Source organism: Stenotrophomonas maltophilia (genome assembly GCF_004920835.1).
Taxonomy (GTDB): domain Bacteria; phylum Pseudomonadota; class Gammaproteobacteria; order Xanthomonadales; family Xanthomonadaceae; genus Stenotrophomonas; species Stenotrophomonas maltophilia_AQ.
Genome location: NZ_QFHO01000012.1, coordinates 74,280 through 89,622 on the forward strand (window position 1 = coordinate 74,280; position 15,343 = coordinate 89,622).

Consider the following 15,343-nt stretch of genomic DNA (forward strand, 5'->3'; position numbering starts at 1 on the left):
CATGGAATCCCCGATGTCCCCCACCGTTCACCGCAAGCTGCGCATCGGCGCGGACCAGTACACCGGCCAGAAAGTGGTCGACCAGCAGTTCCACGAATGCGACTTTTCCGGCGCGGACCTCACCGCCACCGAATTCATCAACTGCAGTTTCTACGATGCCGACAGCCGCGCCGGCTGCCGCTTCAATGGTGCCACGCTGAAGGAAGCCAGTTTCCGCAGCTGTGACATCAGCATGTGCCATTTCAGTTTCATCAAGGCGTTGGGGCTGGAGATCAGCGAGTGCCGCGCACAGGGTGCGGATTTCAGCAACGCCAGCTTCATGAACCAGATAACCACGCGCAGCTGGTTCTGCAGCGCCTTCATCAAGAAGTCGAACCTGCGCTACGCCAATTTCTCGCGGGTGACTCTGGAGAAGTGCGAACTGTGGGAGAACCGCTGGGACGGCGCCAACGTGAACGGTGCCAGCTTCGCAGGATCGGACCTGTCCGGCGGCCAGTTCGAGGGTATCGACTGGAACAGTGCCAACTTCACCGACTGCGACCTGACCAACTCCGAGCTGGGCGAGCTGGACCTGCGCAGCACCAACCTGCGTGGCGCCACGCTGGACGTGCAGCAGGTGGCGCTGTTGATGCAGCGCATCGGTATCACCGTAGTGCCGTAGGCTTCATCCGGCGTACGCCACCCAGCCCTTGAAGCTGAAGCCGGCATAGAACAGCTCCACGTCGTCGAAGCCGGCCTCCTGCAGCAGCGCGACTTCCTGCTCGGGCGCCAGCAGCGGCAGCCGCTCGGCAATCGCTTCGATCGCGCGCTGCGCATCGGCGTGGGCAACCCCCGAAGCTTCCGCGAACGCCGCGTAGCGCTGCAACCAGCGCAGCTTGCCGACCGGATCCTGCGGCACGCTGTGGTGGGCGACAACCAGAGGGGCACCCTGGCGAAGTCGCTTGTGTAGCTCGCGCAACGTATGCAGGCGTTGCGTGGCGTCGAGGAAGTGCAGGGTCAGCAGGCAGCTGGCACCATCGAAGCGCACGTCCGGGGCATCGTCGATGTAGCCTTCCAGCAGCTCAACGCGTGCGTTCAACGGGCCCAGTGTCTGCTCGGCCAGGGCCAGCATCGGCGCAGCCGGGTCCACGCCCAGCAACTGCCAGCCCGGCTGCGCCACGGCAAAGGCCTTCAGCTCCAGCCCCCCACCCGCACCCAGCACCAGCACGCGGCCCTCCGTCGGGACGCGTTCGGCCAGCAGCAGGCGGCTCATCTGCTGCAACGCGAGGAAGCCCGGCACCTGGCGCTGCGGCGCTTCGGCATAGCGGGCCACCGCCTGCGGGTCGGAGAACGTGGACATGCGCGGATTCCTGCGGAGGGGACATACCACTGTAGCGCGCCGTGCAAGTGCCTTTGCGGCTGGACGCTCCCGCCTGCGCTGGCCGGTTCGCAACCAGCTCAGCGCAGTTCCCGCGTCAGCACCTGCCAGATCCGCGGGTCCTGGCACTGCGAGACGTTGAAACGTACATAGTCGGCCGCGCGCTGCGACTGGCTGAAGGCATTGCCCGGGGCCAGCACGATGCCTGCGCGCAGGCATCGCCGGGCCAGTGCGGCGGCATCGCGACCGTCTGGCAGCTGGCACCACAGGAACAGGCCGGCTTCCGGCTGCAGCCACGGCGTGATGCCCAGAGTCTGCAGTTTCCGCTGCGTTTGCCGGCGCGCATCGGCCAGCCGCGAACGCACCGACTGCATGTGGCGGCGGTAGCCGCTGTCGGTCAGCGCGATGTGCATCAATTGTGCCGCGAGGTGTCCACCGCCGAAACTGGTGGCCAGCTTCAGGTCGGTCAGCGCTTCGATCCAGTCATGGCGTGCGGCGATGTAGCCGCATCGCGACGCTGCCGACAGTGTTTTGGAGAAGCTGCCGACGTGGATCACCCGTGACAGCCCATCGAGTGCGGCCAGCCGTGGCGCGGGGCTCAGCTCGAAGTCGGCGAAGATGTCGTCTTCGACGATGATCAGCTCGCTGCGTTCGGCCAGGCCAAGCAGACGATGGGCGGTGCTGGCCGACAATACGGCGCCGGTTGGGTTGTGCAGCCCCGAGTTGGTGATGTACAGCCGCGGCGAATGCGCCTGCAAAGCGTGTGCGAATGCTTCAAGGTCCGGGCCGGTTGCAGTGTAGGGCACGCCGATCGCCTGCACCTGGTGTGCCTTCAGCAACGCGTGGTAGTTGAAGTAGCTGGGGTCATCGACCAGCACGCAGTCGCCGGGTTTGAGCAGGAAACGGCAGATCAGCTCGACCGCATGGGTGCCCGATTCGGTCAGCAGGATCTGTTCCATGGGCGCATCGATGCCCACGGCAGCCGAACGCCGCTGCAGCAGCTGGCGCAGCGCGGGCAGGCCGAGCGGGCCGGCGTAGTCGACCAGCTGTGACGCATCGGCGCGCGCAAGCCGGCGCAGGCCACGACGCATGCCGTCGTGGTACAGCCAATCGCTGGGCATCCAGCCACAGCCCGGTTTGAGATGGCCGGCCGGTGTTTCCAGCGATTGCCGCGACACCCACAGCGGGTCCACCGCGCGATCCAGCCGGGGCTCCATTTCGGCAAGGGCGAGTGGTGCAGCAGGCCCGCTGACGTAGAAGCCCGAGCCCGCGCGCGCGCTGATCACACCCTCGGCGGCCAAGCGCTCATAGGCCTCGACCACGGTGGAGACGGAAACCCCCATTGCGCTGGCCTGTGCACGGACCGAGGGCAGGCGCGAGCCGGGGCCATCGATGCGCGCGCTGATGCGGGTGCGCACCGCCTGGATGACGGATTCGATGCGGGTGAGGGGGCGTGGCATGGCGGACTGTAGTGGAAGTGTGGGCAGTACAGTTACTTGCGACTGTACTGGATTGTAGCTGGGGCCGCGCCGTCTCGGGTGCTTCCATGGAGATCCCGCCGGGTGCTGCCCGGCACGACAGGAGTACAGGCGTGGAACGGTCGGCGAGTGGTTGGATCAATGGCTTCATCGGCGTGGTGATTTTCGCGGGCTCGTTGCCGGCAACCCGTCTGGCAGTGCTGGAGCTGGACGCCGGATTCGTCACCGCTGCGCGTGCCACCATCGCCGCCGTGCTTGGCGTCAGCCTGTTGTTGCTGCTGCGCCAGCCGCGTCCGCAGCGCACCGATCTGGCGGGCCTGGCCGTGGTCAGTTTCGGCGTGGTGGTCGGCTTTCCACTGCTGACCGCACTGGCCCTTCGCCACGCTTCATCGGCACACACCATCGTGTTCCTCGGCCTGCTGCCGCTGAGTACTGCTGTGTTCGGTGTACTGCGCGGTGGCGATCGGCCGCGTCCCGCATTCTGGTTGTTCTCGCTGCTGGGCAGTGCCTGCGTGGTCGGCTATGCGGTACGCAACGGCATCGAGGCCTCGCTTCAGGCTGACCTGCTGATGCTGGCGGCAATCGTGGTGTGTGGGCTCGGCTATGCCGAAGGTGGTCGGCTTGCCCGTCACCTTGGCGGTTGGCAGGTGATCAGTTGGGCGCTGCTGCTGGCACTGCCGGTGATGCTGCCGTTGGCGGTGCTGATGCGCCCGGCCTCGTTCGCGGCAGTCGGTGCTTCGGCGTGGTGGGCACTGGGCTACGTGGCGGTGTTCAGCATGCTGATCGGTTTCCTGTTCTGGTATCGCGGGCTGGCCCAGGGCGGGATTGCCGCGGTTGGTCAACTGCAGCTGCTGCAACCGTTCTTCGGCCTGGCCCTGGCTGCGCTGCTGCTGCACGAATCGGTCAGCCTCAGCATGGTGCTGGTGACCGTGGTCGCGGTGATCTGCGTGGCAGGCGCGCGCCGCTTCAGCCGCTGAGCGAAAAAGGGGGCGGAGGGGATCAAGCCGTAACTTGCCACACTGTGCCTGAAACGCCTTAATCCTCTCCGTCCCCTTTTCGACGATAGCGTGCGCGTATCGTGGAGGGCGGCGAACGGTATTGGCTGCGGCCCGCGTGTTTGGTTGAAGCTGTGCGGATGAAGCCGATCTCGCGTATTTCCTTCGAAGGCCAGGTGGGCCTGGTGACCGGCGCCGCCGGTGGACTGGGCCTGGCCTACAGTCGCCTGCTGGCCGAGCGTGGCGCGCATGTGGTGATGCATGACGTCGGTGCCGGCACCGATGGCCGTGGTACCGATCCGCTGCGCATCCAGCACAGTGCCGAAGCGTTGCAGGCGCGGGGGCTATCGGTGCAGGCCGTCAGTGATCCCATCGACCATCGCGCGGGTTGCCACGGGCTGGTGCAGGATCTGCTGCAGCAGCACGGCCGTATCGATTTCCTGATCCACAACGCCGGCTGGGTCGAGTACCAGACGCTGGAAGCGATCGAGGACGAGGCGCTGGAGCAGATGCTGTGCCTGGCCGCGAAGACGCCGCTGTGGCTGGCGCAGACGGCGTGGCCGGCGATGCGCGCGGCGGGCGGTGGGCGCATCGTCATCACCACGTCCGATCGCGCGCTGTATCCGCAGTACGCACAGCGCGGGCTGTCCGCTTACGCGATGGGCAAGCTGGCCGCGCTTGGCCTGGTCAATGTGCTGGCACTGGAAGGCGCCGAGCACGGTATCGTGGCCAACGCCGTTTCGCCGGTGGCGAAGACCCGCATGTGGGGCGTCGACGGCGAGCCCGACGAGCTGCATCCGGACGCGGTCGCACAGGGCGTGGCCTATCTGGCGTCCACGCGCTGCCAGGACGGCGGATGGGTGCTGCGCGCAAGCAATGGCCAGTTCCACGCACTGCGCCTGCAGGAGGCCGAGCATGTGGCGTATCCGCGGGATCTGCGCGCGGTCAGTGCCGACAGCATCGAGTCGGTGGCCCTGCAGTGGCCGGCCATCGCCCGCGCCAGCGTCGACGTGCGCGGCTGAAGGCGTACTCTAGGCGGGTTCCCACTGCCTGCATCGAGATGATCGACCTGCGCCTGCTTCGCCAGTTCGTGGCCGTGGCCGAAGAGCTGCACTTCCACCGCGCCGCGGCCCGCCTGCACATGTCGCAGCCACCGCTGACAGCGGCGATCCGGCGGCTGGAAGACGAACTGGGCAGTGAACTGATCGTGCGCGGCAATCGTACCCTGGGCCTGACCACGGCCGGGCAGACCTTGCTGGTTGAGGCGCGAGCAACGCTGCAGCAGGCCGAGCAGGCATTGCAGCGCACGCGCGAAGCCGCCGCCGGGCAGTCTGGCAGCCTGCGCGTGGGCCATGTGGGTAGTGCGCTGTATGGCCGCCTGCCAGGCCTGATCCGCCGCTTCCGCCAGCAGTACCCGCAGGTGCAGCTGCATCTGCAGGAAGCGACCTCGCGCCAGCAGCAGCTGTGGCTGCGTGAGCAGCGCATCGATGTCGGCGTGCTGATTCCACCGATTCCCGCGGCCGAGCTGGTACTTCACGACTTCGACCACGACCGCCTCGCGATTGCGCTGCCGCGTGCACATGCGCTGGCCGACGCACCAGAGGTCAGTGTGGCGATGCTCGCCGATGAGCTGTTCGTTTCATGGCCGGCGGGCGAGGGCATCGGCTTTCATGCGCAGGTGCTGGGCCTGTGCACCGCGGCAGGATTCACCCCGCGCGTGGTGCAGGAAGTGCATGGCATGCACGCGGTGCTGTCGCTGGTGGCGGTTGACGCCGGCGTGGCGATCGTGCCGGCCAGCATGGCCAGTTTCCGTTCGCAGGAAATCGTCTATCGGCTGGTGGCCGATGAAGCAGCGCGCTTCGCGCTGCAGTTCTGCACGCGGCCGGAAGCACCGTCGCCGGTGCTGCGCAATTTCCTGGATGCCGCGGCCGCGCGCTGATCCGGTGGATCAGCTGGTCCTGAGCGCTGCGGAGCAGATGCGCAACGGCATCGTCGATTACACCTGCAGGCGTGCGCCAGGCCAACGCGCCGGGACCTGACCGCCGCCTGCGCTGTGCTGTTGCACCTGCTGCTGCGGCGGCCCGCGCTGGTCGCCATCAGAACCGATAGCTGATGGTGCCGCTCACCACGCGCGGGTAGCCGGCGAAGCAGTCGCCAAAGGTGCGGCACGGCGCGTAGTAGCGCTTGCCGGTGAGGTTGGTGATGTTCAACGCCATCGTCCAGTCGGTCACCTGCACTTCCATCAATGCATCGGCCAGCGTGTAGCTCGGAGTGATGATGCGCCCGCCATTGCCCAGCGACACCGTATTGCCCACATGGCGCACGCCCAGGCCCAGCCGCAGGCGTGCGGCATCATCCAGCTGGAAACCCTTCGACACCCAGGCCGAGGCCAGGTCCTGCGGGGTGTCGTTGAGGCGCTGGCCCACTTCCAATGCGAAATTGCTGCGGCTGACCTCAGCCTCGTTGCGCGCAACGGCGGCGGTAACCGTCAGGTCGTTGGAAAACTGGAACTGGCCTTCCAGCTCCACGCCCTTGGAGCGGATCTGGCCGGTCTGCACCACATTCAACACATTGTCCGGATCGTTGGTCTGGCGATTGGTTTCGGTGATGCGGTACGCCGCCAGCGTCAGCAGCAGGTTGCGCGCGGGTTGCCACTTGATGCCGGCCTCGGACTGGCGGCCGCGCATCGGCTTGAAGGCGCTGCCGAACAGATCCTGCCCCGACACTGGCAGGAACGATTCGCTGTAGCTCAGGTAGGGCGAAACGCCCGCACCCAGTTCGCCGATCAGCCCGGCGCGATAGGTGGTGGCGTTGTCGGTCTGGCTGGGCTGGCCTTCCGTCTTCGAGCGGGCATGGTCGCGGCGCGCGCCCAGCACCAGCGAGACACGGTCGGCCCAACGGATCTGGTCCTGCACATAGACACCCAGCTGGGTGGAGGTCTGGTCCGGCTGACGATCCCAGCCACGCACGATCGGTGCTACCGATACCGGGGTGTAGATGTCGATCGGCGTGCCGGTGGCGTCCAGCCGCTGCAGCTGCTCCTTGTACTGGCTGTAGTCCACGCCGGCCAGCAGCAGATGCTGGAAGGCACCGGTGGCGAAGTCGAACTGCAGTGCATTGTCGGCGCTCAAGATCTGCACGTCGGGGCGGGTGCCGTAGGCGGTGCGGTTGACCACGCGCCGCTCGGCGTCGATGAAGGGGTTGGTCGGATTGCTGTAGCTGTCCACGTACATCTGCTGCAGGGTGGTCCTGCCATCGATGTAACGCACTGCCGAGCGCAGGCTGAGCATGTCGTTGAAGCTGTGGTCGAACAGCGCGGTCAGGCTGTACACACGCGAGTCGATGCGGTCGAAGCCGGGATCGCCGATGAAGGTGGACGGGTCGAGGCGGCGTCCGGGCGGGGCCAGCAGGGTCGCGGCCAGCGGCAGGAACTGCTGGCTGGAGCCGGTCTTGTCATGCTGGTAGCTGGCCAGCAGGGTCAAGGTGCTGCGTTCGCCGCGCCAGCTGATCGACGGTGCCAGGTAGACGCGGTCATCCTTCAATACATCGGTCTGCATGTTCGATTCGCGCACCAGCCCGACGAAGCGGCCGGCAAGCGTGCCGGCATCGTTCAATGCGCCGCTGATGTCACCCTGCAGCTGCCTGCGGTCGAAACTGCCGAGCTGCACGCCGACCTCGCCGTTGAGGGCGCCGAAGGTCGGGCGCTTGCTCATCGCATTGATGATGCCGCCTGTGGCGCCGGCACCGTACAGCACCGAAGACGGGCCGCGCAGCACTTCCACCCGTTCCAGGCCGTAGATCTCCGGGCGGGCGAGGGGACTGAAACCGTAGCTGCGGCGCAGGCCATCCTGGTACTGCACCGGGTCCAGCCCGCGCACCGAGGTGGCGTCGTTGCGGGTATCCAGGCCCCAGGCATCGGCGGTGACGCCGGCGCTGTAGCGCAGCACTTCCTGCAGGTTGTGTGCGCCGCGATCGGTGAACAGCTGCTGGGTGACCACGCTGATTGCCTGCGGCGTCTCGGTCAGGGCGGTGTCGGTCTTGGTCGCGGTGCTGGCCCGCTCGGCCACCACCGTTACCTTGTCCAGGGTGCGCGCCGCCGGGTTGTCCTGGGCCTGGGCGAGGGCCGAGGCCAGCAGGGTGGGCAGGGCGAGCGTGTACAGCAGCGGACGGGACGGCAGGGCGGGCATCGGGAATGATCCGGGAAGGGCGGTGACGGCGGATTATCCGGATGCTCGTCCTCAAATACAAATGATTCCCAAATGCAATTGACGGTGATGAGCCCGCTTCAGGGCAGGCCGTCTGCGGCGCCGCGGATGCTCATCCAGGCGCCGCCGTCGGGGGTGCTGCCGGCGCGGACACGGAAGCCGTGCAGACCGGCAATGGCGGCCACGATCGACAGCCCCAGGCCAAAGCCGGGCCCTTGCCCGGCACTGCTGCTGCCGCGGAAGAAGCGCTGGTAGATCAAGGTGCGGTCCTGCGGCGGGATGCCCGGCCCGTTGTCGATCACATCGATCCGGGGCGCGCCGTGGTCCTCCACCGCGCGCAGCAGGATGCGCCCGTGCGCAGGCGTGAACTGCAGGGCGTTGGACAGCAGGTTGGCCACCGCTTCGAACAGCAGTTCGCGATCACCGCGCAGCATCCCGATCTGCGGCGCCACCTGCAGCTGCAGATCCTGTTGCTTCTCTTCGGCCAACGGCAGGTAGAACTGGTGCAGCTCCTGCAGCAGGTCGGCGATGTCGACCTCGTCGAAGGCCGAACGGCGCTGGTGGCTTTCCAGCTCGGACACGCGCAGCAAGGCGGCGAAGCGCGCCATCAGCATGTCGGTCTCCGCCAGCGCCTTGTCCAGCGGGTCCGCATGCGGGTCGTGTTCGTCCAGGCCCACGCGCATGCGGTAGAGGTGTGCACGCAGGCGCGTGAGCGGTGTACGCAGGTCATGCGCGATGCTGTCGCACACGCCTTTGACCTCGGTCATCAGCTGTTCGATGCGTTCCAGCATCGCGTTGACGATGCTCGACAGCCGGTCGATTTCATCGCGGCGGTTGGACACCGGCAGGCGCTGGCCGAGGTCGCCGGCAATGATGCGGTTGGTGGCCGCTTCGATCTGCTGGATCCGCTTCAATGGGCGCCGGCGCAGCAGATGCCAGCCCACCAGCCCGGGGATGACGGTCAGTGACACGCCCCACAGCAGTGCATCGAGGATGATGCTGTTGACCGCCATCAGCTTGCCGTTCTGGCGCACGAACACCAGTGTCCGGCCATCCCGGGTCACCACGCCGAGCGCGCTGCCACCGCTCTCGTGGCGGCCATCGACCAGCGTCCAACCCGCTACCTGATGCGAGTTGCCATCCAGCGGCAGTCCTTCGGGGATGGCCGTCAGCGGGCCCGCCATCGCCACGCCGGCCTTGTCGAACAGCCCGTACGTATACACCTGGTGCAGGTCAAAGCGCTGGCTGTCGCGCAGCGCGTCATCCAGCGCCGGCCCGTCGAAGCTCATGAACAGATGGGCGCGCTGCTGCAGGCCCGATTCGGTCAGGTCGTTCAGGTAGTCCGAGATGCGCCAGTACATCACCCCCAGCAGCAGGCTGGACCAGGCCACGAACAGGATGCAGTACAGGCCCAGCAGGCGGCTGCTGGATGAGCGCCAATGGTCAGGATTGCGCGTCGAAGACATAGCCGGTTCCACGTACGGTCAGGATCGGCTGCGGGCGGCCGGGTTGTTCGATGCGTTTGCGCACGCGGCCGATATGCACGTCGATCAGGTTGGTGCCCGGATCGAAGTGGTAGCCCCAGACTTCCTGGAACAACATGGTGCGGGTGACCACCTGGCCGGCGTTGCGCACCAGGAATTCGAGCAGCTTGAACTCGGTCGGCAGCAGCGCGATTTCATGCCCGCCGCGTCGCGCCGAACGGGTCATCAGGTCCAGTTCCAGGTCACCGGCGCGCAGTACGTTGTCGATGGCGCCAGTCGGGCCTTGGCGCCGGATCAGCACTTCCACGCGTGCAGCCATCTCATCGGAGGCGAAGGGCTTGGTCAGGTAGTCGTCGCCACCGGCGCGCAGGCCACGCACGCGTTCATCCACGTCCGACAGCGCGCTGATCATCAGCACCGGCGTGGTGATGCCTTCACGGCGCAGCGTGGTGACCAGGGCCAGCCCGTCGATGCCGGGCAGCATGCGGTCCAGGGTGATCACCGCGTAGTCGCCTGCACGTGCCAGCGCCAGGCCACGGCCGCCGTCGCTGGCCAGGTCCACGTCGAAGCCGTGGCTGCGCAGTTCAGTGGCGATTTCCTCTGCGGTGACAAGATCGTCCTCGATGGTGAGTACGCGCGGCATGGGCCAGTGTGCAGAGTGGGACAGGGGCATCCTCGCAATCGTGGGCAGCGACTGCAAATGAAAAATGTTTCATGCGTGATTTAGCAGGATCGTGCCGCCGCGTCTTCTATATTCGGCGCCGAACGCTCCCCCACGCGTGGAACCTGCAGCCGATGATCCCTCCGAACCCCTCCCGTCCGTACCGCGCCTGGCGGCTGCCGCGAACCGCGGGCCTGCCGCTGTTGGCGCTTGCCCTGGCCGGCCTGCTCAGCGCCTGCGGCAAGGACGCGCCCAAGCCGGGCGCCACGGCACCGGAGGTGACCGTGCTGACCCTGCGCAGTCAGCCGCTGGCACTGCAGCAGGAACTGCCCGGGCGCAGCGTCGCCTCGCAGGAATCGGATGTGCGCCCGCAGGTCGATGGCGTGCTGGTGAAGCGCCTGTTCGAGCAGGGCCAGTGGGTGAAGGCCGGGCAGCCGCTGTTCCAGATCGAGCCCGCGCTGTACCAGGCTGCGCTGAACGAGGCGCGGGCCAACCTGAAAACTGCCGAGGCCGCTGCGGTGACCGCGCGCCTGCGGGCGCAGCGCATGCAGGCGCTGGGCAAGGACCAGCTGGCCGCGCGCCAGGACGTGGATGATGCGGTGGCCGGCGACCAGCAGGCCGCCGCCGCCGCGCAGGCCGCACAGGCCGCGCGTGACACGGCCAGCACACGGCTGGGGTTTGCCACGGTGACCTCGCCGATCGCAGGCCGCATCGGCCGCGCGCTGTTCACCCCGGGTGCGCTGGTTACCTCCGGCCAGGCCGATCCACTGGCACGGGTGCAGCAGATGGACCCGATGAACGTGGACATCACCCAGTCCAGCAATGAGTATCTGGCACTACGCCGCGCCATCGCCGACGGTGGCGTGCAGGCCGATACTGCGCCGGTACGGCTGCGCCTGTCTGATGGCACCGACTACCCGTTGCCGGGGACGCTGGAGTTCGCCGACATCGACGTGCAGCAGGAAACCGGCAGCATCACCCTGCGTGCGCGTTTCCCCAACCCCGATGGGCAACTGCTGCCAGGCATGTACGTGCGCGCGCTGGTGGGGCAGGGGACCCGCCAGCAGGCGCTGCTGGTGCCACAGGCTGCGGTGGATCGCAGCCCCAAGGGTGAGGCGCAGGCATGGCTGGTGGACAAGGACGGCAAGGCACGGCTGCGGCTGTTCCGCACCGCGCGTGCGATCGGCGACCAGTGGCTGGTGCTCGATGGCCTGGCTGCCGGCGAGCAGGTGGTGGTAGCCGGCGCGCAGGGCCTGGCCGATGGCATGACGGTGCGGGTGAAGCCTGCGCCAGCTTCCACCGCGAAGGACTGAGCGCATGCTGCCGCGCTTCTTCATCCATCGCCCGGTATTCGCCTGGGTCCTGGCGATCTGCATCATGGCCTTCGGCACCATCGCGGTGACCCAGCTGCCGGTGGAGCAGTACCCGGACATCGCACCGCCGCAGGTCAACATCACCGCCAATTACACCGGGGCCTCGGCGCAGACGGTGGAAGACAGCGTCACCCAGGTGATCGAGCAGCAGATCAAGGGTATCGACCATCTGCTGTATTTCTCGTCCACCAGTTCCTCGTCCGGGCAGGCGCGCATCACGGTCACCTTCGACCAGAGCGCCAACCCGGATATCGCCCAGGTGCAGGTACAGAACAGCGTCAACCAGGCGATCAACCGGCTACCTCAGGAAGTGCAGCAGCAGGGTGTGACGGTCGCGAAGTCGCAGGGCGATTCGCTGATGGTGGTCTCGCTGTACGACACCAGCCGGCGCATGGAGCGGGTGGATGTTTCCGATTTCCTGGTCAGCAACGTGCAGGACCCGATCAGCCGCATTCCCGGTGTCGGCGAGATCAACGTGTTCGGCTCGGCCTACGCGATGCGCGTGTGGCTGGACCCGCACAAGCTGCGCGCCTATGACCTGATGCCATCGGACGTGCGCAGCGCGATCCAGGCGCAGAACACCCAGGTGACTGCCGGCGAGCTGGGGGCGTTGCCGTCCAGTGCGACGCAGAGCCTCAATGCCACCGTCACCGCGCAGTCGCGCCTGCAGACTCCGGAACAGTTCCGCGCGATCATCCTGCGCACGCTGCCCAGCGGCGCGGCGGTGCACCTGGGCGACGTGGCGCGGGTCGAGATCGGCGCGGAGAATTACCAGACCAGCAGCTTCCTCAACGGCTATCCGGCTGCGGGTTTCTCGGTGACCCTGGCCTCCGGCGCCAACGCGCTGGCCACTGCCGATGCAGTACGCGCGGAGCTTGAACGGCTGCGGCCTACGTTCCCGCCCGGGCTGCAGGTGGCCTATCCACGCGACAGCACGCCGTTCGTACGGGTCTCCATCGAAGGGGTCATCCACACCCTGATCGAGGCGATCGTACTGGTCGTGGTGGTGATGTTCCTGTTCCTGCAGAACCTGCGTGCCACGCTGATCCCGGCGATCACCGTGCCGGTGGTGCTGCTGGGCACCTTCGGCGTGCTGGCCGTTGCCGGATTCACCATCAACACACTGACCCTGTTCGCGATGGTGCTGGCGATCGGCCTGCTGGTCGATGACGCGATCGTGGTGGTGGAGAACGTGGAACGCATCATCCACGAAGAGCACCTGCCGCCACGCGAGGCAACCGAGAAGTCGATGGGCGAGATCACCGGTGCACTGATCGGCATCACCGTGGTGCTCGGTGCGGTGTTCCTGCCCATGGCGCTGTTCGGTGGCTCCACCGGCATCATCTACCGGCAGTTCTCGATCACGATTGCATCGGCCATGGCGTTGTCGGCGCTGGTCGCGCTGACCCTGACACCGGCGTTGTGCGCGACCCTGCTCAAGCCCTCGTCGGCGCAGAAGCCACCGGGGCGCTTCTTCGCCGCGTTCAACCGTGGCGTCGAACGCAGCCAGTCTGCCTACCAGGGCAGACTCGGCGGCGTCGTCTCCCGGCCGCGGCGATGGATGGCGTTCTACCTGCTGCTGGTGATCGCCATGATTGCCTTGTACGCACGCATGCCCACCGGCTTCCTGCCGGTGGAGGACCAGGGCCAGGTGACCTTCCAGTTCTCCACGCCGGAAGGCACGCCGATGGCGCGCACCGAGGCGCTGGGCGAGCAGATCAGCCGTTACTTCATGGAGCACGAGAAGCAGAACCTGGACGTGGTGTTCGTGGTGGTCGGTCGCAACAACGCCGGTACCGGCCAGAATGCGGGGCAGGGCTTCCTGGCACTCAAGCCATGGGACGAGCGCAAGGGCGACAACACCGCAGCGGCGATCATCGCGCGCGCCAATGCCTATTTCCGCAAGCTGCCCGATGCCAAGGTCAACGTGCTGGCGCCACCGGCAGTGCGCGGCCTGGGCCAGTCCAGTGGTTTCGAACTGTGGCTGCAGGACACCAGCGCGGCCGGACGCGTGGCGTTGCAGGCTGCGCAGGAGCAGGTGGTGCGCGCGGCGGGCGAAGACGACGGGCTGACCTCCGTGCGCTTGAACGGGCTGGGCGACAAGGCCGAGCTGCGGTTGGACATCGACCACGCCCAGGCCAGTGCGCTGGGCCTGGCACAGGCCGACATCAATTCCACGCTGTCTGCCGCCTGGGGTGGCAGCTACATCAACGACTTCCTCGACCGCGGCCGGGTCAAGCGTGTCTACATGCAGGGCGACCAATCCTACCGCAGCGTGCCCGACGACATTGGCCAGTGGTACGTGCGCGGCGGCAACGGCCAGATGGCTTCGTTCGCCAGCTTTGCCAGCAGCCACTGGGCGCGTGGGCCGCAGCTGCAGCAGCGTTTCAACGGCCTGCCGGCGATGCAGATCCAGGGCAGCGCAGCCGAGGGGCGCAGCTCGGGTGAAGCGATGCAGCGCATGCAGGCGCTGGTGGCCGATCAACCCGGGTTCGACCTGCAGTGGAGTGGCCTGTCCTACCAGGAACAACTGGCCAGCAACCAGACGTTGTGGCTGTACACCGCCTCCATTGCTTTCATCTTCCTGTGCCTGGCCGCGCTTTACGAGAGCTGGACGGTGCCGGTGGCGGTGGTGCTGGTGATCCCATTGGGCGTGATCGGTACGGTGCTGGCGACCACGGCTGCGGGCTTCGTCAACGACATCTACTTCCAGGTCGGTCTGCTGACCACCATCGGCCTGTCGGCGAAGAACGCGATCCTGATCGTTGAGTTTGCCGAAGCGCGCTATCGCGCCGGCAGTTCGGCGGTGGAAGCGGCGCTGCAGGGCGCGCGCCTGCGCCTGCGCCCGATCGTGATGACCTCACTGGCCTTCGTGGCCGGCGTGATCCCGCTGGCGCTGGCCACCGGTGCCGGTGCGGTCAGCCGCCGTGAAATCGGCATGAGCGTGATCGGCGGCATGCTCTCCGGCACTGTGTTGGCGGTGGTGCTGGTGCCGTTGTTCTTCGTGCTGGTACGCCGTCTGGGACGATCACGGCTGCAGCACTGAGAGTGGGCCGCGGTTGTCATCTGACTGCCGCAGGGCCCTCACCGGTTCTTTGCCCAGGCATCGCTAGCGTACAGGTCCCCGTCCCCCACGGAGACCCGCCATGTGGCTGCTCGACCATCTCTGGCCTGGCCGCAGGCCGTTACCTGCCCCGGTTGAAGCGCAGCCCCAGGCCGCGCCGAGACGGCCCTGGCTGAAGCGCCCGGTGCGCGCCGGGCGCAGTGGCATGGCACCGTGGCAGAAGGTCGCCGCACCGCCTCGGCGCACCCGCCACTAGGTGCGGCGGTCGGCCGGGTGGTTGACCCCGTCGTTGACCGGTATCACGCCCAGCGCGAACGGGTCGATGCCCTCCAGGCAGGCCACGTTGTAGCCGTACTGGTCGGGGTTGGAGCGCCGCCGGTGGTGGGTGTAGATGCCGCAGATACCGCAGAAATAGTGCTCGGCCACATGGGTGTTGAACTGGTACAGCTGCAGGTGGCCCTGCCCACGTACCACCTGCAGGCCCTGGCGGGTGACGCTGGCGGCAATGGCGCCGCGGCGCCGGCACATCGAGCAGTCGCAGCGGCGAGGTTCGACAATACCGTCCGGCAGGTCCAGCAGCAGTTCGACCGTGCCGCAATGACAGCTGGCGCGGTGCCGGGGTTGGACCGGAACGCCGGCCACGGAAGTGATGCCCATGGTTTCTCCTCGGGGATGGAACGCGACCGCAGGGCCGCTGCCGACGCTGCGCCAGCCTGCCTGAACGGA

The 15,343-nt window shown here is 67.2% G+C and carries 12 protein-coding genes; 6 read left to right on the forward strand and 6 right to left on the reverse strand.

Translation table 11 applies throughout. The features are described from left to right. The first annotated feature begins 13 nt into the window (after positions 1 to 13). The gene (gene smqnr / locus DI041_RS10800) at positions 14 to 661 is read left to right on the forward strand and encodes a SmQnr family pentapeptide repeat protein (RefSeq protein ID WP_136638911.1); all 648 of its coding nucleotides are present in this window, start codon (positions 14 to 16) and stop codon (positions 659 to 661) included. A gap of 3 nt (positions 662 to 664) precedes the next feature. On the opposite strand, the gene DI041_RS10805 is transcribed toward smqnr, so the two are convergent. Together DI041_RS10805 and DI041_RS10810 are read right to left on the reverse strand one after the other, a co-directional pair. Then, positions 665 to 1,339: a class I SAM-dependent methyltransferase gene (locus tag DI041_RS10805; RefSeq protein ID WP_046982761.1), complete on the reverse strand. Its 675-nt coding sequence runs from the start codon at positions 1,337 to 1,339 to the stop codon at positions 665 to 667. A 98-nt stretch (positions 1,340 to 1,437) separates the two neighbouring features. Next, positions 1,438 to 2,817 (reverse strand): aminotransferase-like domain-containing protein, encoded by a 1,380-nt coding sequence (locus DI041_RS10810; RefSeq protein WP_046982760.1) that lies wholly within the window; start codon positions 2,815 to 2,817, stop codon positions 1,438 to 1,440. 131 nt (positions 2,818 to 2,948) lie between these two features. On the opposite strand from DI041_RS10810, the gene DI041_RS10815 reads away from it, so the two are divergent. From DI041_RS10815 to DI041_RS10825, 3 genes are all read left to right on the forward strand, one after another. Then, positions 2,949 to 3,812 carry a DMT family transporter gene (locus tag DI041_RS10815; protein WP_136638910.1) on the forward strand — a complete coding sequence of 288 codons (864 nt, stop codon included), beginning with the start codon at positions 2,949 to 2,951 and terminating at the stop codon, positions 3,810 to 3,812. 158 nt (positions 3,813 to 3,970) lie between these two features. Continuing rightward, a complete protein-coding gene (locus DI041_RS10820; RefSeq protein WP_136638909.1) occupies positions 3,971 to 4,852 on the forward strand; it encodes an SDR family NAD(P)-dependent oxidoreductase in 882 nt (293 codons plus the stop codon). A 38-nt stretch (positions 4,853 to 4,890) separates the two neighbouring features. Continuing rightward, positions 4,891 to 5,769 (forward strand): LysR family transcriptional regulator, encoded by an 879-nt coding sequence (locus tag DI041_RS10825; RefSeq protein ID WP_136638908.1) that lies wholly within the window; start codon positions 4,891 to 4,893, stop codon positions 5,767 to 5,769. A gap of 157 nt (positions 5,770 to 5,926) precedes the next feature. On the opposite strand, the gene DI041_RS10830 is transcribed toward DI041_RS10825, so the two are convergent. The 3 genes from DI041_RS10830 to DI041_RS10840 all read right to left on the reverse strand — a co-directional run bounded on the left by DI041_RS10830 (position 5,927) and on the right by DI041_RS10840 (position 10,162). Then, on the reverse strand, positions 5,927 to 8,017 hold the full coding sequence (locus tag DI041_RS10830) for a TonB-dependent siderophore receptor (protein WP_136638907.1): 2,091 nt from the start codon (positions 8,015 to 8,017) through the stop codon (positions 5,927 to 5,929). A gap of 98 nt (positions 8,018 to 8,115) precedes the next feature. After that, positions 8,116 to 9,501, reverse strand: a complete 1,386-nt coding sequence (locus DI041_RS10835; RefSeq protein WP_136638906.1) for a sensor histidine kinase — start codon at positions 9,499 to 9,501, stop codon at positions 8,116 to 8,118. Next, a complete protein-coding gene (locus DI041_RS10840; RefSeq protein ID WP_046982754.1) occupies positions 9,479 to 10,162 on the reverse strand; it encodes a response regulator transcription factor in 684 nt (227 codons plus the stop codon). Before DI041_RS10840 ends, DI041_RS10835 begins: the two co-directional genes overlap by 23 nt. Before the next feature lie 152 nt (positions 10,163 to 10,314). On the opposite strand from DI041_RS10840, the gene DI041_RS10845 reads away from it, so the two are divergent. Further along, on the forward strand, positions 10,315 to 11,493 hold the full coding sequence (locus tag DI041_RS10845) for an efflux RND transporter periplasmic adaptor subunit (protein ID WP_136638905.1): 1,179 nt from the start codon (positions 10,315 to 10,317) through the stop codon (positions 11,491 to 11,493). 4 nt (positions 11,494 to 11,497) lie between these two features. Next, a complete protein-coding gene (locus DI041_RS10850; RefSeq protein ID WP_136638904.1) occupies positions 11,498 to 14,599 on the forward strand; it encodes an efflux RND transporter permease subunit in 3,102 nt (1,033 codons plus the stop codon). A 270-nt stretch (positions 14,600 to 14,869) separates the two neighbouring features. On the opposite strand, the gene DI041_RS10855 is transcribed toward DI041_RS10850, so the two are convergent. After that, positions 14,870 to 15,274 carry a GFA family protein gene (locus DI041_RS10855; RefSeq protein WP_136638903.1) on the reverse strand — a complete coding sequence of 135 codons (405 nt, stop codon included), beginning with the start codon at positions 15,272 to 15,274 and terminating at the stop codon, positions 14,870 to 14,872. Positions 15,275 to 15,343: the final 69 nt, after the last annotated feature.

Excerpts from the sequence above, each read along its gene's own strand:
- smqnr (WP_136638911.1), top strand. The coding sequence starts at position 14 with ATGTCCCCCACCGTTCACCGCAAGCTGCGCATCGGCGCGGACCAGTAC.
- DI041_RS10805 (WP_046982761.1), bottom strand. The coding sequence starts at position 1,339 with ATGTCCACGTTCTCCGACCCGCAGGCGGTGGCCCGCTATGCCGAAGCG.
- DI041_RS10810 (WP_046982760.1), bottom strand. The coding sequence starts at position 2,817 with ATGCCACGCCCCCTCACCCGCATCGAATCCGTCATCCAGGCGGTGCGC.
- DI041_RS10820 (WP_136638909.1), top strand. The coding sequence starts at position 3,971 with ATGAAGCCGATCTCGCGTATTTCCTTCGAAGGCCAGGTGGGCCTGGTG.
- DI041_RS10825 (WP_136638908.1), top strand. The coding sequence starts at position 4,891 with ATGATCGACCTGCGCCTGCTTCGCCAGTTCGTGGCCGTGGCCGAAGAG.
- DI041_RS10830 (WP_136638907.1), bottom strand. The coding sequence starts at position 8,017 with ATGCCCGCCCTGCCGTCCCGTCCGCTGCTGTACACGCTCGCCCTGCCC.
- DI041_RS10835 (WP_136638906.1), bottom strand. The coding sequence starts at position 9,501 with ATGTCTTCGACGCGCAATCCTGACCATTGGCGCTCATCCAGCAGCCGC.
- DI041_RS10840 (WP_046982754.1), bottom strand. The coding sequence starts at position 10,162 with ATGCCGCGCGTACTCACCATCGAGGACGATCTTGTCACCGCAGAGGAA.
- DI041_RS10845 (WP_136638905.1), top strand. The coding sequence starts at position 10,315 with ATGATCCCTCCGAACCCCTCCCGTCCGTACCGCGCCTGGCGGCTGCCG.
- DI041_RS10850 (WP_136638904.1), top strand. The coding sequence starts at position 11,498 with ATGCTGCCGCGCTTCTTCATCCATCGCCCGGTATTCGCCTGGGTCCTG.
- DI041_RS10855 (WP_136638903.1), bottom strand. The coding sequence starts at position 15,274 with ATGGGCATCACTTCCGTGGCCGGCGTTCCGGTCCAACCCCGGCACCGC.